General features: G+C 72.7%; 19 protein-coding genes and 1 pseudogene. 10 read left to right on the forward strand and 10 right to left on the reverse strand.

Going from position 1 to position 20,280, the window contains the following annotated elements; genetic code table 11:
• Window positions 1-341: 341 nt before the first annotated feature.
• Both ABD198_RS12105 and ABD198_RS12110 read left to right on the forward strand, forming a co-directional pair.
• Window positions 342-941: a CGNR zinc finger domain-containing protein gene (locus tag ABD198_RS12105; protein ID WP_344000232.1), complete on the forward strand. Its 600-nt coding sequence runs from the start codon at window positions 342-344 to the stop codon at window positions 939-941.
• Between the two features lie 57 nt (window positions 942-998).
• Entirely contained in the window at window positions 999-1,496 is a 498-nt protein-coding gene (locus ABD198_RS12110; RefSeq protein WP_344000234.1) for a hypothetical protein, read from the forward strand.
• On the opposite strand, the gene ABD198_RS12115 is transcribed toward ABD198_RS12110, so the two are convergent.
• Together ABD198_RS12115 and ABD198_RS12120 are read right to left on the reverse strand one after the other, a co-directional pair.
• Entirely contained in the window at window positions 1,459-3,444 is a 1,986-nt protein-coding gene (locus ABD198_RS12115; protein ID WP_425580460.1) for an N-acetylmuramoyl-L-alanine amidase, read from the reverse strand. The two genes, ABD198_RS12110 and ABD198_RS12115, sit on opposite strands and share 38 nt — an antisense overlap.
• A gap of 266 nt (window positions 3,445-3,710) precedes the next feature.
• Complete coding sequence (locus tag ABD198_RS12120; RefSeq protein ID WP_344000236.1) at window positions 3,711-4,850, reverse strand: aminoglycoside phosphotransferase family protein; 1,140 nt, start codon at window positions 4,848-4,850, stop codon at window positions 3,711-3,713.
• A gap of 247 nt (window positions 4,851-5,097) precedes the next feature.
• On the opposite strand from ABD198_RS12120, the gene ABD198_RS12125 reads away from it, so the two are divergent.
• Window positions 5,098-6,591, forward strand: coding sequence for a DNA-binding protein NsdB (locus tag ABD198_RS12125; RefSeq protein ID WP_344000238.1), 1,494 nt, complete (start codon window positions 5,098-5,100; stop codon window positions 6,589-6,591).
• 99 nt (window positions 6,592-6,690) lie between these two features.
• Here the strand turns inward: ABD198_RS12125 and ABD198_RS12130 are convergent, their stop codons facing one another.
• The 3 genes from ABD198_RS12130 to ABD198_RS12140 form a co-directional block, all read right to left on the reverse strand.
• A complete protein-coding gene (locus tag ABD198_RS12130; protein ID WP_344000240.1) occupies window positions 6,691-8,136 on the reverse strand; it encodes a PP2C family protein-serine/threonine phosphatase in 1,446 nt (481 codons plus the stop codon).
• 310 nt (window positions 8,137-8,446) lie between these two features.
• The gene (locus ABD198_RS12135; RefSeq protein ID WP_344000242.1) at window positions 8,447-9,541 is read right to left on the reverse strand and encodes a baeRF3 domain-containing protein; all 1,095 of its coding nucleotides are present in this window, start codon (window positions 9,539-9,541) and stop codon (window positions 8,447-8,449) included.
• 94 nt (window positions 9,542-9,635) lie between these two features.
• On the reverse strand, window positions 9,636-11,219 hold the full coding sequence (locus ABD198_RS12140; RefSeq protein WP_344000244.1) for an alpha/beta hydrolase: 1,584 nt from the start codon (window positions 11,217-11,219) through the stop codon (window positions 9,636-9,638).
• Window positions 11,220-11,509: 290 nt separating this feature from the next.
• On the opposite strand from ABD198_RS12140, the gene ABD198_RS12145 reads away from it, so the two are divergent.
• A complete protein-coding gene (locus tag ABD198_RS12145) occupies window positions 11,510-12,157 on the forward strand; it encodes a chaplin family protein (RefSeq protein WP_344000247.1) in 648 nt (215 codons plus the stop codon).
• Window positions 12,158-12,227: 70 nt separating this feature from the next.
• Here the strand turns inward: ABD198_RS12145 and ABD198_RS12150 are convergent, their stop codons facing one another.
• From ABD198_RS12150 to ABD198_RS12160, 3 genes are all read right to left on the reverse strand, one after another.
• The gene (locus ABD198_RS12150; RefSeq protein WP_344000249.1) at window positions 12,228-12,713 is read right to left on the reverse strand and encodes a nucleoside deaminase; all 486 of its coding nucleotides are present in this window, start codon (window positions 12,711-12,713) and stop codon (window positions 12,228-12,230) included.
• Between the two features lie 232 nt (window positions 12,714-12,945).
• A complete protein-coding gene (locus ABD198_RS12155) occupies window positions 12,946-13,209 on the reverse strand; it encodes a GlsB/YeaQ/YmgE family stress response membrane protein (protein ID WP_344000251.1) in 264 nt (87 codons plus the stop codon).
• A gap of 182 nt (window positions 13,210-13,391) precedes the next feature.
• Complete coding sequence (locus ABD198_RS12160; RefSeq protein WP_344000253.1) at window positions 13,392-13,832, reverse strand: SPW repeat protein; 441 nt, start codon at window positions 13,830-13,832, stop codon at window positions 13,392-13,394.
• 202 nt (window positions 13,833-14,034) lie between these two features.
• Between ABD198_RS12160 and ABD198_RS12165 the strand changes: the two genes are divergently transcribed.
• The 4 genes and pseudogenes from ABD198_RS12165 to ABD198_RS12180 form a co-directional block, all read left to right on the forward strand.
• Complete coding sequence (locus ABD198_RS12165) at window positions 14,035-14,211, forward strand: hypothetical protein (protein WP_344000255.1); 177 nt, start codon at window positions 14,035-14,037, stop codon at window positions 14,209-14,211.
• Between the two features lie 256 nt (window positions 14,212-14,467).
• The gene (locus ABD198_RS12170) at window positions 14,468-15,358 is read left to right on the forward strand and encodes a glycoside hydrolase family 19 protein (protein ID WP_344000256.1); all 891 of its coding nucleotides are present in this window, start codon (window positions 14,468-14,470) and stop codon (window positions 15,356-15,358) included.
• Between the two features lie 98 nt (window positions 15,359-15,456).
• Window positions 15,457-16,848 carry a phosphoinositide-specific phospholipase C-related protein gene (locus ABD198_RS12175; protein ID WP_344000258.1) on the forward strand — a complete coding sequence of 464 codons (1,392 nt, stop codon included), beginning with the start codon at window positions 15,457-15,459 and terminating at the stop codon, window positions 16,846-16,848.
• Between the two features lie 61 nt (window positions 16,849-16,909).
• Window positions 16,910-17,140, forward strand: a pseudogene (locus tag ABD198_RS12180) (adenosine deaminase); the annotation flags it as partial.
• Here the strand turns inward: ABD198_RS12180 and ABD198_RS12185 are convergent.
• The gene (locus ABD198_RS12185; protein ID WP_344000260.1) at window positions 17,122-17,637 is read right to left on the reverse strand and encodes a mycothiol transferase; all 516 of its coding nucleotides are present in this window, start codon (window positions 17,635-17,637) and stop codon (window positions 17,122-17,124) included. The pseudogene ABD198_RS12180 and the gene ABD198_RS12185 overlap by 19 nt on opposite strands.
• A 27-nt stretch (window positions 17,638-17,664) precedes the next feature.
• Window positions 17,665-18,549 (reverse strand): LysR family transcriptional regulator, encoded by an 885-nt coding sequence (locus ABD198_RS12190; RefSeq protein WP_344000262.1) that lies wholly within the window; start codon window positions 18,547-18,549, stop codon window positions 17,665-17,667.
• Window positions 18,550-18,667: 118 nt separating this feature from the next.
• On the opposite strand from ABD198_RS12190, the gene mgrA reads away from it, so the two are divergent.
• On the forward strand, window positions 18,668-19,660 hold the full coding sequence (mgrA, locus tag ABD198_RS12195; protein ID WP_344000264.1) for an L-glyceraldehyde 3-phosphate reductase: 993 nt from the start codon (window positions 18,668-18,670) through the stop codon (window positions 19,658-19,660).
• 175 nt (window positions 19,661-19,835) lie between these two features.
• Entirely contained in the window at window positions 19,836-20,246 is a 411-nt protein-coding gene (locus ABD198_RS12200; protein ID WP_344000266.1) for a hypothetical protein, read from the forward strand.
• The last annotated feature ends 34 nt before the right edge of the window (window positions 20,247-20,280 follow it).

Consider the following 20,280-nt stretch of genomic DNA (forward strand, 5'->3'; position numbering starts at 1 on the left):
CGGGCTCTCGTGCTGGGCGGGGAGGCGGCGACGGTTGCATCGGGCTCTCGTGCTGGGCGGGGAGGCGGCGACGGTTGCATCGGGCTCTCGTGCTGGGCGGGGAGGCGGCGACGGTTGCATCGGCCTCTCGTGCTGGGCGGGGAGGCGGCGACGGTTGCATCGGCCTCTCGTGCTGGGCGGGGAGGCGGCGATGGCTGCATCGGCCTCTCGCGCTGGGCGGGGAGGCGGCGACGGTTGCATCGGCCTCTCGTGCCGGGCGGGGAGGCGGCCACGGCCTCATCGGCCTCTCGTGCTGGGCGGGGAGGCGGCGACGGCCCGCGCGGCCCCTATCATCGGCGGACATGCGGGACGCGAACGGCCGGGACGCCCGGCTTGCCCTGGACCTCGCCCTCACCGTCCGGCACGACGGTCACGGCGGGGTCGCCGACGATCTCACCGAGCCCGCCGGTCTCGCCGCCTGGATGCGCGCCCACGCCGACGACCTGCCCGACGCCGCCGCAGGGCCGGCGGACGAGGACACCCTCGCCGCGGTCCTGCGCCTGCGGGCGGCCATCCGCGCCCTCTTCGCCCGCGCCGTACGCCCCGGAGAGCCCAGCCCCGCGGACGCCGCCCGGCTGCTGCCCGTGCCCGAGGCCCTGCGGAGGCTGAACGAGGCGGCCGCCCGGCGCCCCACCGTGCCCGTACTGGAATGGGCCGACGGCGGCGCACCGGTCCTGCACCGGCGGGCCGCGGCCGGCGGCGACGACCTGGTGGCCACGCTCGCGCAGGCCGCGATCGGCTTCCTCGCCAGCCCCGACCGGGAGCGGCTGCGGGCCTGCCACGCACCCCGCTGTGTGCGCTACTTCCTCAAGGAGCACCCACGGCAGGAGTGGTGCAAGCCGTCCTGCGGCAACCGGGCCCGCGTGGCCCGCCACCACGAGCGGCACCGGCGGCCCGCGTAGCCCGGGCGGGCGCCGCCCGGCGGACCGTTCGCGAGTGCGGCCACGTACCATGGCGGCATGTCGTTCCTCCGCCGCCGCAGTGCCACCCCCGCCGGCCCCGACTTCGACGTGCTGGCCATGGATCCGGGCGACTGGCCCGGCAATCTGGGCGCCGGGCTGCTGCCCGCCCCCGACGGCAGCTGCCAGGGTGTCTTCCTGCGCTACGACCTCTTCGGCGGCCGCGGACCCGCCATGATCATCGGCAATCTGCCCGAGGGGTCCCCGGCCCGCGACGTCGCCGAGGGCGAGGTGCCCTTCGAGGTCGCCCAGCTGCTGCTGGCGCTGGAGAACGACGAGGAAGTGACCGTCGTCGGTACCGAGGACGTGCCCGTGATGCAGGGCGACAACCTGCTGATCGTGCGGCGCGTCAAGCTGTCGGAGGACCGGATCTCCTGCGTGCAGTTCGACCGCAGCGACAATGTGCTGGTGACCATCGCCGCCTGGGACCGGCCCATCACCGACGACCTGTACGCGCTGCTCAAGCCCCTGCCCGCGGAGCTTTTCCAGCAGGGCTGAGCGTGACGTCGGCCGCCCGGACGAAAGCGATCCGGTGGCCGAACTGGATCTGGTAGTAGCGGTCCTTGCCGGTGATCACCCGGTGCGACTCCGGGTCGAAGGTGACCGCGTAGTAGTACTCGCCGCGCATCTCGCCCCCGACCACGTACTTCTGCCCCTTGGGCAGGGTGTACGGCAGCGGGGAGACCGCCTGGGCGGGCACGCCCTCCGGGTAGGCGGAGGCCTCCGGGTAGGCGCGGCCGTACACCGGCACCGAGTCCAGGCCCTTGCGCGGGGTCACGGTCCGGCCGGTCGAGGGCACCGCCGTGGGCTGCTTCTCCGGGTTGCGGAACCAGGCCTTCTGGCCCAGGTACCAGATGGCGGTCCAGTCGCCCCAGCGGTCCGCCACCGCGAACTGCTGGCCGGTGGAGACCCGTGACGACAGGTCGTTCACCCCGGTCGTCGGAGCCGAGCCCAGACCGATGTCCCTGATCAGCGGGGACTTCTCGTCGTGGTCGGAGTACAGCCGCACCGCGCTGGACCCGTGCGCCGGGCACGGCTCGCCCGAGCGCTCACAGCCGGTGAACACCGGCTGGTGCTTCGCGTAGTCCGGGCGGATCGTCACCACGGGCGCGTTCTTCCCGCCGGTGGCCTTCAGCGGTTCGCCCAGCAGCTCGAAGTAGTGCCGCCAGTCCCAGTACGGGCCGGGGTCGGTGTGCATGCCGCGCACGGCCGAGGTGGTCGGACCGGGCACCGTGTCGTGGCCGAGGATGTGATGCCGGTCCAGCGGGATGTCGTACTTCTCGGCCAGGTACTTCACCAGACGGGCCGACGACCGGTACATCGCCTCGGTGTACCAGGCATCCGGCTTCGTCAGGAAGCCCTCGTGCTCCAGGCCGATCGAGCCGGCGTTGACGTACCAGTTCCCGGCGTGCCAGGCCACGTCCTTCGCCTTGACGTGCTGGGCGACATGACCGTCGGTGGAGCGCAGACTGTAGTTCCAGGACACATAGGTGGGGTCCTGGATCATGTCGAGGACGCCTTCCCAGGCGCCCTCGGTGTCGTGCACCACGATGTACCGGATGCGCTGCGAGGCTGGGCGGTTCGCCAGGTCGTGGTTGCCGTAGTCGCCGTCGCCGAACTCCTCGTAGGGCGCCGGGATCCACTCGCAGGAGATCGTCGCCGGGCACTCCGTACCGGCGGAGGAGGCGGTCCGCAGTCCGGCCCGCCGCACCACCGACCGGTCCGGCACCACATCCGGCCGGGCGGCCAGGGCGACCCGCTGACCGGAGTCCGTGGTGCGCCGCTCGCCCGCGCGGATCACCGCGAAGACATCGTTGGCGTACGCCGTCGCCGTCGCGGTGTCGTCCGCGCCGGAGAAGCGGGCCACCGCCCCGTACCAGTCGGCCGGGTCGCCGCTCGCCGGCGCGCCCAGCTCCCGCTGGGCCTTCGCCAGCAGCGCCGCGCCGCCCGCCACATTGGCGGCGGGGTCCTCGCGCAGCCGTTCGGGGCTCAGCCCGGTGAGCCGGGCGGCCTCGAGCAGGGTGTTCAGACGGGGCGGAGGCGTGCCCGCGCGGAAGGTGAGGTCCTTGGGCAGCAGCGCGGGCCGGGCGTCGTCGCCCCGCGGGTCCTCCGTGCCCCCGCCGTGGTGGCCGGCCGTGGCGAGCGCGGTGCGGGCGTCCGTGAGGTGCATCGGGCCGTACCCGCCGGTCACGCTCGGCGCACCGCCGTGACTGTCCCAGCGGGACTGCAGATAGGACACCCCGAGCAGCACGCTCTGCGGCACCCTGTACTCCGCGGACGCCTCGGCGAACGCCTGTTGCAGCCGGGCGGTGGCGGGCGGGGCCTCGGACGACGGGGCGGCGCCGAGCAGCGGCAGCGTCAGCGCCGTGGCGGCCAGGGCACCGGCGGCCCCCCGGGCGCGTCGCCGCCCGGCGGGCCGGACGGACTCGATGGGGGATCCTCGCAAAGCAGCCTCCTGGGACGAACGGGCGGGATGGGCCGTACGGGGCCGAGCGGTGCGTCAGTGGTACCGCCGGTCCGACGATCCGTCAATCATGCCCAGGAGAGGAAGAATTCCCTTGTCAATCGAGGTGTGCGGGAGTTTCGTGGCGGCGGCGCCGGGGCCTGCGGCGCATCACAGGAGTACACCAATGGCCCTTGCGCGAGGGCTGCTCCCGGCATACGTGATCCGCGGTGCGCCCTCGTCGGGCGCACCGCGGATCCTCGTCCCCGTCAGCGAGTGCCGACCGCCGCACGCACGGCCCGGCGGGCCAGCTGGCAGTCGTCGTGCAGCCGCCGCAGCAGCAGCCGCTGCTCCTCGCCGGACGGTGCGGCACCCGGCTGGGCCGAACCCGGTGCCGCCGGGGCCGTGTCGTGCATCGAACGCTGCACGGCCGTCTCATAGGTGCGGATCTCGCGGGTCAGCACCAGCATCAGATTCACCAGGAAGGCGTCCCGCGAGGCCGGGCCCGCCGACTGCGCGATCTGGCTGATCTGCCGCCGCGCCACCGGCGCGTCCCCGAGCACCGACCACAGCGTTGCCAGGTCGTAGCCGGGCAGGTACCAGCCCGCGTGCTCCCAGTCCACCAGCACTGGACCAGCCGGTGACATCAGGATGTTGGAGAGCAGGGCGTCCCCGTGGCAGAACTGGCCCATGCCCTGCCGCCCCGCGGCGAGCGCGATACCGTGCAGCAGCTTCTGCAGATCACCCATGTCCCGGTCGGTGAGCAGCCCCAGCTCGTGGTAGCGGGCGATGCGGGCCGCGTAGTCCAGCGGGGCGTTGAACGTCCCCGCCGCCGGCCGCCAGGAGTTCAGCCGGCAGATCGCTCCGAGTGCCGCCCTGATGTCCGCCCGCGGCGGCGCCTCCATGGGGTGCCGCTGAAGTGCCGCCACCCGGCCGGGCATCCGCTCGATCACCAGCGTGCAGTTGTCCGGGTCCGCCGCGATCAGCCGGGGCGCCCGCACGGGCGGGCGGTGCCGGACGAACGAGCGGTATGCCGCTATCTCGTGGCGGATCCGCTCGGACCAGGCGGGGGAGTGGTCCAGTAAGCACTTGGCGACCGCCGTGCTGCGGCCCGTGGTGCCGACCAGCAGCACCGACCGTCCGCTGCGGCGCAGCACCTGCACCGGGGAGAACTCCGGGCAGATCCGGTGCACCGAGGCGATCGCCGTGCGCAACTGGGCGCCCTGCGGGCCGGACAGGTCGAGTCTGCCGCTGACCGGCTGGGTGCCGGGCCCCGGAGCGCGCCGTACCCGTCCCGCGCCGAGCACGGGAGCCGCCGGCCGTGCCGGGGCGAGATAGGGGCCGCTGTCCGACGGACGCGAACGCAGCGGCCGGGGCGGGGCGGACACGGAGGACGATGCTGCGTACATGGGCGAGACAGATCCCTTCGTGTGCCTGCGACGTCAGTGCCCCACCCGGCCCGGGCCCTCCAGGCGCACCCTGGGGGAATGCACCGGCCGTACCGGAAAGGGCGGCCGGGTCGTGGTGGCGCACTCCTACTCGACACCCGATGTCCCCTGGCACACCATCTGGCGCGCCCTGGCGAACCGTGGCGAATAGTCGCCCGGCAACTCTCACCGGGCTACTGTCAACTCAGCCGAGAACCTGGGGGCTTACGTGAGCGGACAACCCAACACCCGGCTCGCGGACCTGTTCGGCCTGGCCGGCTGGTCCAAGGGCGAACTCGCGAGGCTGGTCAACAAGCAGGCGGCGGCCATGGGCCACCCCCAGCTGGCGACCGACACCTCCCGGGTGCGGCGGTGGATCGACATGGGAGAGATCCCGCGCGATCCCGTACCGCGGGTGCTGGCGGCTCTGTTCACCGAGCGTCTCGGCCGTGTCGTGACCATCGAGGACCTCGGTCTGGTCCGGCGCGGGCGTGCAGGGAAACGGCAGAGCGGCCAGAGCACGGAACATCCCGACTCCCTCCCGTGGGCGCCCGAGCGGACCGCCGCGGTCCTCACCGAATTCACGGGAATGGACCTCATGCTCAACCGACGCGGCTTGGTGGGCGCGGGCGCCGCGCTCGCCGCAGGATCCGCACTCAGCAGCGCCATGCACGACTGGCTGCACACCGATCCGGCCCTGACCGCCGACGCTCCCCGCCTCAGCAATCCCCTGCACGCCGACCCCGCTGGGTTCGACCGCTACGAGGCCGCCCCCATCGGGTCGCAGGAGATCGAGGAACTGGAGCGCTCCGTGGAGGTGTTCCGCGCCTGGGACGCCGCCCGGGGCGGCGGTCTCCAGCGCAAGGCGGTGGTCGGCCAGCTCAACGAGGTGGGCGGCATGCTCGCCTACCGTCACCCACCCCACCTCCAGCGGCGCCTGTGGGGCGTCGCCGCCAATCTCGCCGTCCTCGCCGGCTGGATGTCGCACGACGTCGGCCTGGAGCCCACGGCCCAGAAGTACTTCGTCATCGCCGCGCACGCCGCGCGGGAGGGCGGCGACCGGCCGCGCGCCGGTGAGGCCCTGTCCCGGGCGGCCCGTCAGATGGTGCACCTCGGCCGGCCCGACGACGCGCTGGACCTGATGAAGCTCGCCCAGTCCGGGTCGGGCCAGGAACTGCTGCCGCGCACCAAGGCGATGTTCCACACCATCGAGGCCTGGGCGCAGGCGTCCATGGGCAAGGGCCAGGCGATGCGCCGCACCCTGGGCCGGGCCGAGGACCTGTTCGTCTCCGACAAGGGCGATGTGCCGCCGCCGAGCTGGATGCAGCTGTTCAACGAGGCGGACCTGTACGGCATGCAGGCCCTGGCCTACCGCACACTGGCGGAGTTCGAGCCGGGAGCGGCCGCCCACGCCCAGCACTACGCGGACAAGGCGCTGGCGCTGCGGGTGGAGGCCCAGCAGCGGTCGAAGATCTTCGACTTCCTGTCCATGGCCTCCGCCTGCTTCATCGCCGACGACCCGGAACAGGCCGACAGCTTCGCCCGGCTGGCCCTGGTGTCCATGGGGCAGAACTCCTCCCACCGCACCTGGGACCGGCTGCGCCAGATGTACCGGCTCACCGCACAGTTCGCCGACTACCCGAGGATCCAGGAGCTGCGCGAGGAGATCGAGCTGGCGCTGCCGAAGCCGAAGGGGAGGGGCGGCAAGACCGCACCGGCGTGACGGAGTCGGCGCCGGTGCCGGATGCCGGCGACCAGGATTCCGCCGCCAGAGGTCATCTGTGCTGAACGCCCGCGCCTGCCGCGCCGTCGGTGATCCGCGCTAGTCGGTCACCCGTGCCACGAGCACGCAGGCGTCGTCCTCGCGGTGCTGCTCGCCGAACTCCCGGACCATCGCCCGGACGCAGTCCTGTGCGGTGGTGGCCCCGGTGACCTGTGGCGTCATAGTGGCGAGCCACCGGTGTGCGGCCGCCTCTCCCGCGTACCCCGGCACCAGGCCGTCGGTGTGCAGGAGCAGCAGGTCGCCGGGCTCGAGGGTCTCCTCGGCCTGCCCGTACACCGCGCCGGAGGCGGCACCGAGCAGCATGCCCTCCGGTGCGTCCAGCACCCGTCCCGTTCCGCCGCGGAACAGCAGCGGGGCGAGCCGGCCGGCCCGCGCCCACACCAGGGAGCGGGTGCCAGGCCGGTAGCGCAGGCAGAGGGCGCTGCCCAGGGCGGGCTGCACGGTGGCGTCCAGCAGCCCGTTGAGGCAGGTCAGCAGCGGGCCCGGAGCGGTGCCGGCCATCGCCATGCCGCGCACCGCGCCGAGCAGCATCGCCCGGGCGGAGGCCACGGCGACGCCCTGCCCGGTCAGCCCGCCGACGCTCAGCAGTGTCGTTCCGTCGTCCACGTCGAGTGCGTCGTACCAGTCTCCGCCTATCCGGGGGCCGGTGGACGAGGGCAGATGCAGGGCGGCGATGTCGAGCCGCGGCCGGCCGGCGTGGGGCTGCGCGGTGCGCGGGCCGGTGTGCGGGAGCCGCAGGGTGCCGTGCCGTGCCGGGAGCACGGCCTCCTGCAGCTCGACCGCGAGCCGGTGCTCGGTCTGCTCGGCCTTCTGCCACTGGTGGTGCAGCGAGTCACGGGTCTCGCTGACCGCCCTGCGGCAGCGGCGCAGTTCGCTGACGTCGCGCAGGACCGCCCACATCGAGGCGGTGCTGCCGTCGGCGCCGAGCACCGGTTCGCCCATCATGTGCAGGGTGCGCACCCCGCCGTCCGGGAGTACGACACGGAACTCGCCGTCGATGGGACGGCCGTCGACGAGGCAGCCGGTGACCATGGCCGTCAGCTTCGGCCGGTCCTCGTCGAGCACCAGCGAGGGCAGCTCGTCGAGGGTGAGCGGGGGAGCGGCGGGGTCGCGGCCCAGCACGCCGTACAGCTCGGGCGACCAGCTGGCCTCGTCGGTGAGCAGATTCCACTCCGCGCTGCCGACCCGGCTGACCAGGGAGCCCTGCCGGGGGACGGGAGGCGCGGGCGAGGACGGCCCGGACGCGTGCCGCGGGGCCTCCCGCAGCTGGGCCAAGTGCTCGTCGAGGTCATTGAGCTGATGCAGCGCCAGGTCGTACAGCGCCCGCTGGAAGCGTTCCCGCGGGTCGGCGGCGTCGGCCGGGGTGCCGCGGCGCACCGCGTCCACGTCGCCCTTGAGCCGCCGGGTCTGGGAGATGAGTGCGTCGACCGAGCCGCGCCCTGGCGGCTGGGCGGCTGAGCGGTCCGCGGAGAGGTGGGACGGCATGACGCACTCCGATGCGGGTCGGAACGGCCTTCGAGACGGAGGGGCTGTTACGACTGTTGCACAGCCCGCCACGGCTCGTAAGGGATTCGGCAACACACGATAGGGCGGTGCCGAGGGCATATGCCACCGTCTTCGCGGAGTTACTCCGGGGTATGCGCGACAGGCCGGCCCGTCGCGTCAACTTCGATGATACGCAAGTGACTTGACGGGCCGATGGGTCGCCTGCGGTATACCGGCCAGGCGTTCGGGGGGCGGGCGCCCGTTCGTCCGGAATCCGGGTGTGACGGGGCGTCAGGACCCCGGTGCCTGCTCAGTACCGCAGCACCGCCGCCATTCCCTGCGCGTCCTCGAGCGTGCCGTCCGGGACGAAGCGGACCTCGGCACCGGTCTCCAGGCACTGCTCCACGATCTCGTCGACGATGTCGTGGCGCACGTCCAGATCACCGTTCGCCGCGATCACCAGATGCTCCCCGGTGTCGCGCACGCTCACCTGGTAGTTCTCCTCGACGGCCAGCAGCCGCACCCGGCCATCCCGGGCGCTCTGCCACAGCTCGTCCACCCCGGCCGCGTACTCCTTGCGCCCACGGGCGGCCTCGAGCTCCTTGAGCACCTGCTCCGTGCTCTGCCGGGCCTCCTCCTCCAGCACCGGGCGGATCGCCTGCCACACCGCCTCGTGGGGGCCGTGGGCCAGCCCGCCGTGCTGGACGTGCACGGCGTCCTTGGTGACCGTGCCGATCTCGCTGAGCGCGGACAGGGCGGCCGGCTCGCCGGTGACGTACAGCCGCCGCGGGTCGCGGCGCAGCACGGCCTCCATCGCGGCGTCGGCCTCCTTCAGGAAGCGCCGGGTGCTCTCGTCCCGGAACGCGCTCGGCTGGTCGCCGATCCGCTCCTCCCGCTCGGGGTCGAAGTTCTCCGGGGGACGGGTCATCGGGAAGCCGCCCCTGCGCTCCTCGACGACCCGGTCCACGCCGCCGCTCCACAGGGTGACCCGGTCGGCGGAGACGGACAGCACCCAGAACGGCCGCTGCGCGGCAAGGGCGGAGACCAGGTTGCGCGTGAGGAAGGTGTCCGAGAGCACCACCCGCTCGGGCACGGGGCGCCTCAGCGTCCACACCTGGTGCTCTCCGGGGGCGGCGAAGATGGCCAGGCCGTCCTCGCAGTGCGTCAGATCCACCTCGGTCAGGGCCCGGTCCAGCTCTTTGGAGACCTCGATGCGCCGGTCCCGGGTGACCGCGGGATCGGCCTCCAGCCGCCGCTTGGCCTCGGCCACCACATTACGCAGCCGGACGGCGTCCTCGGCGCTGAGCGGATCGCGCCGGTTCGTCGGCGTCAGCACGGAGACCGCAGGGTAGGGCCGCGGGCGGCGCAGTTCGGCAAGGGTCGCGGGGCTCAGATCGTGCTCCATGACAGCACCATAGAGCCGATTCCGCCGTGGGGCATTCGGGGCAATCCGGCAGACCGTGGATCCTCGGCCAGGAGCCCGGCGGCCGGCGGCGGCGCTACTCGCGCTCGTTCTCCTCCGTGCCGCAGGAGCTGCCGTCGCTGGGCAGGGAGCCGTAGAGGAGGAAGTCGTCGATCTTGCGGTGGACGCACTTGGAGGAGCCGTAGCCGGTGTGCCCCTCGCTCCGGTTGTCGAGCACCACCGCGGAGGAGCCGAGCCGCTTCGCCGTCTGCACCGTCCACTCGTACGGCGTCGCCGGGTCGCCCCGGGTGCCGACCAGCAGCATCTTCGGGGCGTCCAGGTCCTTGACCCGCTCGCGGATGTAGTCGGTCCCCTTGGGACGGCCGTGGCACAGCAGCACCTGGGCCAGCCGGTAGCGCCCGAAGACCGGAGAGGCCTCCTCGTAGGCCTCCCGCAGCCGGGCGAAGTCACGGGTCACCCGGGCGGCGGGCGGACGGTCCGGGTCGTCCGCGCAGTTCACCGCCATCAGCGCCGCCGGCAGGTTGTCCAGCGGGATCTCCTCCTCGTCGGTCAGCGGGGTGTGTCCCCGTACCGGCACCGGGACCGGCAGCGTGACCCCGCCCGTCGCGAAGGCCTCCACGCCGCGCGTGTCCCCGTCCTCCATCAGCTGGGCGAGCGCCCGTTGCAGCAGCGGCCACAGCTCCCTGCTGTACAGCCCCTGCCCCATGGCGCCGGCCAGGTCCTGGCCGGTGAACTCGAACCCGAAGTCCGTGGGCACCGGGTCCTCGTCGAGCGAGCGGACCAGCTCCACCACCTGGCTGCGGGCGAGCCGGGAGTCCTGCCCGAACGGGCAGGCGATGTCCTCGGTGCACCAGGTCAGGAAGCTCTCCAGCGCCTTCTGCTGGCCCTTGGCGCCGGCCAGGCCCTGCTCGGTCAGCGGCTCGGTCAGGGTGTCCACCCCGTCCAGCGCCATGCGGCCCACCCTGTCGGGGAACCGGGCCGCGTACACCGCGCCCAGCCGGGTGCCGTAGGAGAAGCCCAGGTAGTTGAGCTTGTCGTCGCCGAGCACCTCACGCATCAGGTCGAGATCACGGGCGACGTCCACGGTGCCCATGTGCCGCAGCACCGGTCCCGAGCGCTCGGTGCACTCGGCGGCCACCTCGCGCAACTGCCGCAGCATGCCCGCCGGATCGGACACGTCCTCGCCGTCCGTGACCTCAAGGGCCTGGCTGGTGGCCTCCTCGCCGCAGCTGACCGGTGCGGAGCGGCCGACGCCGCGGGGGTCGAAGGACACCACGTCGTACTCGTCGGTCAGGCCCAGGAACTCCTTGCCGCCGTGGGCGAGTCCCAGCACCCCGGAGCCGCCCGGGCCGCCGAAGTTCAGCACCACCGATCCCCTCGGGTCGCCGGTGCCCCGGTAGCGGGCGAGGGCCAGATCGAGGGTGCCCCGGTCCGGATCGGAGTAGTCGAGCGGCACGGTGATCTTGCCGCACTGCAGGTCCTCGGGCATGTCCGTGCCCTCGCACGCCGACCACTTGATCTTCTGGTCGGTGAAGCGGCTGAGGTCCGGCTCCTCGGCCGCGCCGGCGGCCGGCAGGCCCGCGCCCAGCAGGGCCAGCGTCGCCGCCGCGGCGACGGCGCAGCGCCGGAGAGAGGGTCGCACGGACAGCTTGGCCAGCATCGATGCCTCCACGGGCGCCGCCCGCAGCGGACCGGGAGCCGGCGCCCTGGCCCACGATAGGCGGGCTCACCCGGCCTCGCCTGTCGGCCGGACGGGCTCACCCCGTACCCCCCGTTCGGCGGGTGGGCGGCCGGCGTGAGTTCGACGGCTTTGCCGGAGTTTCGACCGCGGGGACGCCCGTTGGAGTGAACGGGGAGTGACTTACGGATAAGCCATAACTCGGATGGTGGGCCCGCGTTGCACCCGGTGCGGGCGAGTGCTCGCGACCATGTCTGGAAGGCAGGACACCTATGAGACGGGTTACCCGTAACGGTGTGATCGCCGTCGCGGCCGCGTCGGGCGCGATGGGCCTGGCCGTGCCGGCGTACGCCGATGCCGGGGCCGACGGAGCCGCGGCCGGCTCACCCGGAGTGCTCTCCGGAAACACCGTGCAGCTGCCGGTGCACGTCCCGGTCAACGTGTGCGGCAACACGGTGAACGTGGTGGGACTCCTCAACCCCGCCGCGGGCAACGCCTGCGTCAACGAGGACGGAAACGGCAAGTCCGGCGCAGGGTCCTCCGGCGGCGCCTCCGCCGAGAGCACCACGCAGAACTCCCCGGGCGTGGCCTCCGGCAACGGCGTGCAGCTGCCCGTCCATCTGCCGGTCAACGTCAGCGGGAACAGCGTGAACGTGGCCGGAGCGGGCAACGCCGCCGAGGGCAACGAGTCCGTCAACACCTCTGGCGAGAAGCCCGAGCGGCCGGCCGAGCAGGAGCCCGAGCGCTCCGTCCCGCCCCGCAGCGAGCCCGCGCCCGCCCCCGAGCCGGCGCAGCGGTCCACCGGCGCCCTCGCCGAGACCGGCGCGGACCACACCCTTCCGGTCGCCGCCACCGGTGCCGCGCTGTTCCTCGGCGGCGTCGCCCTGCACCGCCGCTTCCGCCCGCGGCGGGACGCCTGAGCGAAGGGCCGTGCCGCGCCTCGAGCCGGCCGGGCGTTCCACGCCGGCCGGCTCGGCGGGCACGCCGGGCTCAGCCCGCCGCGCGATGGAACCGGCGGTGCAGCTCCCGGACACTGTCCGTCAGCTCGGGGACCGGGCCCTCCACCGTGACGCCGGGTGCGACCTCCTGCACCGGCAGGGGCCGCACCGGCGGCGCCGGTACGCCCACCTCGGCGAGCCAGCCGGTCAGCTGTGCGGAGGAGGCCGCGTACACGATCCGTCCGAGCCCGGCCCAGGCGTGCGCCGCCGCGCACATCGGGCAGTGCTCACCGGAGGTGTACACCGTGGCGGCGGCCCGCTCCCCGGGCGTCAGATGCTCCGCGGCCCAGCGTGCCAGGGCGAACTCGGGATGCCGGGTACGGTCCCCGGAGGCCACCCGGTTGCGGTCCTCGGCGAGCACGCCGCCGTCCCCGCCCACGAGCACCGAACCGAACGGCTCGTCCCCGGCGTCGAGAGCCTCGGCCGCCAGTTCCACACAGCGGCGCAGATGCGCCAGCTCGGCATCCTTCACGACCATGGACGGCCTCCCGTGACGACGATGTGATCGGAATCTTCAGCCACCTTAGGCACCCCCGTGGAGGGGCGTCCGCCTCCATTGCGTTGCCCCGGCGGCCTCCCGGTGCTGGAGTGAGCCGCATGGATCCGGGTCCGGGCGCACACCGTCACGCGAACGGGTCCGGGGCGCACCCCGCGTGGGGTGCGCCCCGGACCCGTCGTGATGCCCGTGCGCGAAGCCGCTGCCGTGCTCGTCAGCGGCGGGCCTTCGCCCGGTCCAGCGCGATCACGCCGACCGCGGCGAGGCCGATCTGGATGAGCCATTCGACCCAGTCGACGCCCTTGGTGTCGGCCACGCCCAGGGCCGCCGCGATCGCCGAACCGATCAGTGCGGCCACGATGCCGACGAGGATCGTCCACAGAATCCCGATGCGCTGACGCCCCGGAACCACCAGACGGCCCAGGACGCCGATGACAATGCCGATGACGATGGCACTGATGATGCCGTCGATCTCCATATCGCCCCTCTTCTGCCTGACCCCCGCTGTAGAGCGTCTGCCCCCGGAGGCCGGGGACACGCACCCCGCCGCCGTACGGCGCGACGGGCGTGCGCCGGACGCGCGAACGCCGGTCCGCGGCGGGCGCGGACCGGCGTTCGGCTCCCTTCACGTATGGAGGAATCGGAGGAAGCGGCCGTGGGTCACGACCGGGTCGTGGCCCTGGCCGCCGTGGCGACACACATCAGCCCCAGCACCAGAGTCAGGGCGCCCACGACGATGTTGTTCCAGATGACTCCGGCGTCCGGGCTCTCGCCGACGATCCAGGGCGAGATGATCATCCACACGCCGAGGGCGCACATGGCTCCGCTCAGGCCGTACATGCGCGCGGGGGCCGCGGTGAATCCGAGGCCGAGGAGGCCGATCGCGATACCCACGATCAGGTTGTGGGTCACGAGCGCCGGCTGGCTCGCCGTGTAGTGCACGATCCACGGGGACACCGCACAGTACAGACCGAGCAGGAATACGGGTCCGTCGACGAGGACCACATCACGTCCGCCGAGCATGCGCTCGAAGCGGGCCCGCATCTCCGATGCATCGGGGTGGGTCGTGATGTCGCCACTGGGGTGCGAGACGTTGGCCATGTTCGTCTCCTTCGAGTAGCAGACCTGACCGCACTGATGCGGTATGCGGTAAGTGCCGCTTACGTATATTTTGCGCTTATCTCGTCTTTATGTGTAGAGGTCAGCGGGGTGTGACCCGGACGCGACATGTCCGGGTGGTCCGGGGGCGGACGGACTGTGGGCGAGGTGAGCACTCGCAGGCCCACAGGAGGTGTCCGCCCCCATGACCACGACATCGGGAGTGAAGGTGCTGGAGCGGTTCCCCGCGGGTTCGCCGCGCGGATCGTGGCCGGCCGAGGAGTACGCGGCCCGGTGCCGTGCGCAGGGCGAGCCGGCGACGGTGGTCATGGATCTGGAGTCGGACGCGTTCCTTGTCGTGGTGCCCGCCGAGGGGGGCTGAGCCTTCACCGGAATCGGTTGATCAAGGCTCAGGGCGGCGGCGCCCGACGCCGGCGGAAGCGGACCGGCGGAAGCGGACTGCGGAATCTATTGGTCTAAACCCTTGACTGGTACAGACCAAAGCGGTTGAGTGTGCCCGACACCCCCCACCACGGCCGCCCCCACGCCGTGACCGGCTCCCCGGTGCACGCGGTCGAGGGTCGCCCCTTGCTGCCCTGAGCGCGGGAGCGGCCGTGTCCCGCTAAGGAGTTGATCCCTTGTCGAGACGCCGCTTCGCCGCCGTGACCGCCGCACTCGTCCTGGCCGGTACCGCACCCGTCCTGCTCCCCGCCGCCCCCGCCGCGGCCGCCTCCTGCTCCAGCTACCCGAACTGGCAGGCCGGGAAGTGGTACAACGCCGGTGACATCGTCCGCTACACGGACGGCAGGGCCTACATGGCCGAGCACGGCAACCCGGGCTACGACCCGACCATCAGCACCTGGTACTGGGAGCCCTACGCCTGTGACAACGGGCCCGGAACTCCCGTCGGGTCCTTCGTGGTGACAGAGTCCCAGTTCAACCAGATGTTCCCGAACCGGAACCCCTTCTACACCTACAGCGGGCTCACCGCCGCCCTCAGCGCCTACCCCGGCTTCGCCGACACCGGCAGCGACACGGTGAAGAAGCAGGAGGCCGCCGCCTTCCTCGCCAACGTCAGCCACGAGACCGGCGGTCTGGTGCACGTGGTGGAGCAGAACACCGCCAACTACCCGCACTACTGCGACTGGAGCCGCCCCTACGGCTGCCCGGCCGGACAGGCCGCCTACTACGGGCGCGGGCCGATCCAGCTGAGCTGGAACTTCAACTACAAGGCGGCGGGCGACGCGCTCGGCATCGACCTGCTCAACAACCCCTGGCTGGTGCAGAACGACGCGGCCGTCGCCTGGAAGACGGCCCTGTGGTACTGGAACACCCAGACCGGCCCGGGCAGCATGACCCCGCACGCCGCCATGGTCAACCAGGCCGGCTTCGGCCAGACCATCCGCAGCATCAACGGCTCCCTGGAGTGCGACGGCAAGAACCCGGCCCAGGTGCAGAGCCGGGTCAGCACCTACCAGCGGTTCACGCAGATCCTCGGGGTCTCGCCCGGCGGCAACCTGTACTGCTGACGAACCGCTGACGCCGCACCGCAGGGCGTGGTGTCATGCACCTGACCACTTGGGGTGGGCTCTCGTGCGGCCACCCCTCGGACGAAGGGGAACACCACATGCGCACCCGCCACGCCCTGCTCGCCACCGCCGTCACGACCGCCGCGCTCGCCGCGGCGGTCGTGACCCCCGGGCCCGCCGCCGGCGCCGCGCCGGTCCCGCCGCCCGGCACGTACTACGTCCAGAGCACCGTCACCGGATTCAACGCGGCCGACCGCTCCGGAGCCGTCGAGCAGCACCGTCCGCGCGGCAACGAGGACCGCCAGCAGTGGAACCTGCGCGCCAACGGGGGCACTTACCTGCTGGAGAACGCCGACAGCCCCGGCAGCTGCCTCGGCCGCGCCGGCGACCAGGCCCGCACCGTCGGCTGCGGCAGCCAGGACGCGCCCTGGCAGATCGCTCCGGCCGACGACGACCGCTTCACCCTGACCGTGCCCGGCACCGACCGCCGCCTCGCCCTGAGCCCCAAGCCGGCCGGCGGCACCCACCCCGCGCAACTCGTCGTCGGGGGCGGCGCGGACGACCTCGCCTCCTGGTACCTCACCCCGGTCGACCCGGTCACCGGCCCCATGCCGCCCCCCGACCGCCGCACCCTCGACCAGGTCACCTTCCTCACCGCCCACAACGCCTACGCCAACGGCGTCGACGGCGGCTTCGCCCCGCCCTTCGCCGACCTCTTCCCCAATCAGAAGCGCGGCATCGAACGCCAGCTCGCCGACGGCGTACGGGGGTTCATGCTGGACATCCACCAGACCCCGGACGGCGCCATCCTCTGCCACAACAGCTGTTCCCTGGTCCGCAGACCCGTCGCCCTCTGGGTCGACCTGCAGCGGATGGTCGACTTCCTCAAGGCCCACCCCGACCAGTTCGTCACCGTGTTCCTGGAGGACTACGTCGAACCCGCGGTCCTGCGCGCCGAACTCGCCCGCGTCAACGGCCTGTCGGACGTCCTCTACCGGCCCGACCGCACCGGCGTGCGCGAACACGGCTGGCCGACCCTGGCGGAACTCACCGCCGCGGGACACCGGCTGCTGATCTTCACCGACCACAGCCGCGCCGCCGACGAGGCCGCCGGCCTCACCCGGGACAGCTTCGGCGTGATGTACCAGCGGGAGTGGACGGTCGAGAACTACTGGTCCATGGGCCCGGGCGTCGGCACCTCCGACTGGTCCTGCTACAGCCGCTGGTACGACGCAGGCACCACCATCCCGCTGACCCGCACCGAGCCCGGCTTCCGCCCGCTGTTCGTGATGAACCACTTCCGCGACGTCCCGATGACCGCCACGGCGACCACGGACAACTCCAAACTCACCGACCGCGCCCGCCGCTTCTGCCAGCCGGCGGCCCGCAAGAAGCCCAACTACCTCGCCGTCGACCACTACGACCTCGGCGACCCCGCCTCTGCGGTGGCCACCCTGAACACCTACACGTACCCGGCGGTCACCGGCTAGATCCGAAAGACAGGCCCTGGCAGGGCTCTTGGGCTCCCGCCGGTCACCGGCCCGGAAGGCGAGCGCGCTGAAGAACCTCGGTTTCCGGGTCACCCTCAACACCGACAACCGGCTCGTCTCCGGCACCACCATGACCCGCGAGATGGCGCTGCTGGTCGAGGAGGCGGGCTGGACGGCGGAGGACCTGCGGACCGTCACCGTCAACGCGCTGAAGAGCGCGTTCCTGCCGTTCGACGAGCGCAACGCGCTGATCCGGGACGTGGTGCTGCCCGGTTACGCCGACGCGCTCTGAAGCAGCCCGCGGACATAGGCGGCCTGTCCGGCGTGCTGCAGATCGTCGGACAGGACGCTGACCAGCCGCACGCCCAGGGTGACCGGCGGGTCCCAGCGCTCGTCGACGATCCGCTCCAGGTCCTTGGCGGCCAGTGAGCGCAGCGCGCCGAGCGTCTGCTCGTGCACCGCGTCGTAGTAGCCGGTCAGCAGGTCACCGGAGTCGACCCGCACCTGGGCGACCTGCTCGGGGCTGTGGCCGAACCCGGTGTCGCGGCGCCGCAGGCCGAGCCCGAAGCGCTTCTCCCAGCCGTCGGCGAGCCACACCTGCTCCAGGCCGAAGGCGTCGGCGATGTGGTCGTCCTGGATGCGGGTGAGATGCCAGACGAGCCAGGCGATCGAGTTGGCCCCGGGGCCGGGCCGGGCGTGCAGCTCGTCCGGGCCGAGGCCCTCGACGACGGCGTGGACCTCTTCCCGGATGCGGCCGTAGCCGTCGATGAGGATGTCCTTGGCATGCATGCATCCACCCTGGCGCATCCGGGCGTCCTACGCCCCTTCTTGCTCCAGGAGGGTCATCAGGGCGCGGGCCGCCGGGCTGATGGCCTGCGGGGCGGGCAGCAGGGCGACGGTCTCGTACACCGCCTCGCCGGTGTCCTTCAGCGGCAGCGCGGTGAGCGTCTCGCGCTTGTACCGGAAGTGCCGCGGCACCACGGCGATGCCCAGGTTCTCGTCCACCAGGTCCAGCAGGCTGTGCACGTCGTTCAGCTCCAGCGCCACCGTGCGCCGCACGCCCGCCGCGGCGAACGCCGCGTCGGTGGACCGGCGCGGGCCCCAGTCCGGGTGGAAGTCGACGAACACCTCCCCGCCCAGATCGGCCGGCGTCACGGGCGCCCCGGCCCGCGCCAGCCGGTGCTCCGGATGGCACAGCACCGTCATCGGCTCCGCCGTCAGCGACACCGGCCGCAGCTGATCGGAGTCCGTCTCGGTGCGGTAGGCGAACGCCAGGTCCAGGCGCCCGGCCGCGACCTCCTCCGCCAGCGCGCCCGACCCCCACTGCCGCAGCCGGATCTCCACGTCCGGGTGCCGGCGCCGGAACGCCGCCAGCAGCCGGGCCACATCCACCCCGGCGATGCACTGCTCGGTGCCGATCGACAGCGTGCCGCGCAGCACGCCCTGCACCGCCGCGACCGCCTCGTGCGCGGCACGCACCCCCGCCAGGATCCGCTCCGCCTCGGTCAGCAGCGCCCGCCCGGCCTCGGTGAGCGTCACCCGGCGGGTGGTGCGCACGAACAGCGGCGTGCCCAGCTCCCGCTCCAGCGCGCGGATCGAGGCGGACAGGCCCGACTGGGACACCATCAGCCGCTCCGCCGCCCGGGTGAAGTGCTGGTCCTCGGCGACGGCCACGAAGTGCTGGAGATGACGCAGTTCCATGATTGAGAAGCCTAGCCGCTGAATCTCATCGGATTCTTCTGTTGGACCGCTGCCCGCAGGTCACGCGAGAGTGGAGGCGACGGATCACCCTCGCGTCGAGACCCCTCAAGGAGTCGCGTTGTACACCCCGCATCCCGGCCGTTACGCGGACATGCCCTACCGGCGCACCGGACGCAGCGGCCTGAAGCTCCCCGCGCTCTCGCTCGGCCTGTGGCACAACTTCGGTCCCGACCGCCCCGCCGAGACCCAGCGCGCCATCCTGCGCCGCGCCTTCGACCTCGGCGTCACCCACTTCGACCTGGCCAACAACTACGGCCCGCCGCCCGGCGCCGCCGAGCTGGCCCTCGGCGAGGCCCTGCGGACCGACTTCGCCCCGTACCGCGACGAGCTGGTCATCTCCACCAAGGCGGGCTATCTGATGTGGCCGGGGCCCTACGGCGAGTGGGGCTCGCGCAAGTACCTGCTGTCCTCGCTGGACCAGAGCCTGAAGCGGATGGGCCTGGACTACGTCGACATCTTCTACTCGCACCGCTTCGACCCCGACACGCCGCTCGAGGAGACCATGGGCGCGCTGCACACGGCGGTCCAGCAGGGCAAGGCCCTCTACGTCGGCGTCTCCAACTACTCGGCCGAGCAGACCCGCGAGGCGGCCCGCATCCTGGCCGACCTGGGCACCCCGCTGCTGATCCACCAGCCGCGCTACTCGATGCTCGACCGCCGCCCCGAGGACGAGGGCCTGCTCGACGTCCTCGACGAACTCCAGGTAGGCTCCATCGCCTACTCCCCGCTGGAGCAGGGCCTGCTCACCGCCCGCTACCTCGACGGGATCCCCGAGGACTCCCGCGCGGCGAGCGACAGCCCCTTCCTGAACACCGACGCCCTCACCGAGGACCTGGTCGCCCGGCTGCGCACCCTGAACGAGATCGCCGCATCCCGCGGCCAGAGCCTCGCGCAGATGGCGCTGGCCTGGGTGCTGCGCGGCGGCCGCGTCACCTCCGCCCTGGTCGGCGCGAGCAGCCCGCGGCAACTGGAGGACAGCGTCGCCGCCACCCGCCGGCTCGACTTCGACACGGAGGAGCTGGCCCGCATCGACGCCGCCGTCAAGCAGTAGCGGCACCTGCCTGCTCCGGGTGCCGGAGGCCTCCCCTGCACCCGGAGCGGGGGCGCGGAAAACCGGCCGACGAGCGTCGTGCATATGCCAGGGAGACTGGCCGGAAACGCGTGGTGACAGTGCTTCAGCCGTGAACATACTCGGGGTGCGGGACCGTTTCTGCGGGGGAGGCCACGTGCACGACGAGTTCCTGTGCCATGTCACGGCGTACGGCGTCTGCGACGGCCGGCGCATCGGCGTACCGCTCGGCACCTACCGTGCGCCCACCCTCGTGCTGGCCCTGTGGTGGCTGCGGGACCGCGCCTGCTGGATCGCCGAGCGCCTCGACCCGCGGCCGGAGGCCGAGCACCTACCCCCGGGTGCGCTCGTCCCCGTCCCGGACGACGTGCCCGACGTCCCCGCCGTACTGCGCACCTGGTGCGCCGACCCGGCCCGGCAGGAAGAGGCCGCCGAGGCGCTGGCCGCCGGACGGCTGGTGCGCATCGCCACCGGCGACGACACCACCGAGTACGAACTCCTCGCCGAGTCCGTGGACGCCCTGCGCATGCAGCGCGCCGCCCCCGTCCTGGGCGTCCCCGTCGCCTGAGCGCGCTGCCCCCGTCCCGGGCGGCCCCGTCGCC

Source organism: Streptomyces thermocarboxydovorans, assembly GCF_039524635.1.
Classification (GTDB): Bacteria; Actinomycetota; Actinomycetes; order Streptomycetales; family Streptomycetaceae; genus Streptomyces; species Streptomyces thermocarboxydovorans.

What these genes read in the sequence shown, in the direction of transcription:
- ABD198_RS12155 (WP_344000251.1), bottom strand. Translation starts at nt 13,209, where the DNA reads ATGGAGATCGACGGCATCATCAGTGCCATCGTCATCGGCATTGTCATC.
- ABD198_RS12190 (WP_344000262.1), bottom strand. Translation starts at nt 18,549, where the DNA reads ATGGAACTGCGTCATCTCCAGCACTTCGTGGCCGTCGCCGAGGACCAG.
- ABD198_RS12130 (WP_344000240.1), bottom strand. Translation starts at nt 8,136, where the DNA reads ATGCCGTCCCACCTCTCCGCGGACCGCTCAGCCGCCCAGCCGCCAGGG.
- ABD198_RS12145 (WP_344000247.1), top strand. Translation starts at nt 11,510, where the DNA reads ATGAGACGGGTTACCCGTAACGGTGTGATCGCCGTCGCGGCCGCGTCG.
- ABD198_RS12165 (WP_344000255.1), top strand. Translation starts at nt 14,035, where the DNA reads ATGACCACGACATCGGGAGTGAAGGTGCTGGAGCGGTTCCCCGCGGGT.
- ABD198_RS12175 (WP_344000258.1), top strand. Translation starts at nt 15,457, where the DNA reads ATGCGCACCCGCCACGCCCTGCTCGCCACCGCCGTCACGACCGCCGCG.
- ABD198_RS12135 (WP_344000242.1), bottom strand. Translation starts at nt 9,541, where the DNA reads ATGGAGCACGATCTGAGCCCCGCGACCCTTGCCGAACTGCGCCGCCCG.
- ABD198_RS12150 (WP_344000249.1), bottom strand. Translation starts at nt 12,713, where the DNA reads ATGGTCGTGAAGGATGCCGAGCTGGCGCATCTGCGCCGCTGTGTGGAA.
- ABD198_RS12105 (WP_344000232.1), top strand. Translation starts at nt 342, where the DNA reads ATGCGGGACGCGAACGGCCGGGACGCCCGGCTTGCCCTGGACCTCGCC.
- ABD198_RS12120 (WP_344000236.1), bottom strand. Translation starts at nt 4,850, where the DNA reads ATGTACGCAGCATCGTCCTCCGTGTCCGCCCCGCCCCGGCCGCTGCGT.
- ABD198_RS12110 (WP_344000234.1), top strand. Translation starts at nt 999, where the DNA reads ATGTCGTTCCTCCGCCGCCGCAGTGCCACCCCCGCCGGCCCCGACTTC.
- ABD198_RS12140 (WP_344000244.1), bottom strand. Translation starts at nt 11,219, where the DNA reads ATGCTGGCCAAGCTGTCCGTGCGACCCTCTCTCCGGCGCTGCGCCGTC.
- ABD198_RS12185 (WP_344000260.1), bottom strand. Translation starts at nt 17,637, where the DNA reads ATGCATGCCAAGGACATCCTCATCGACGGCTACGGCCGCATCCGGGAA.
- ABD198_RS12160 (WP_344000253.1), bottom strand. Translation starts at nt 13,832, where the DNA reads ATGGCCAACGTCTCGCACCCCAGTGGCGACATCACGACCCACCCCGAT.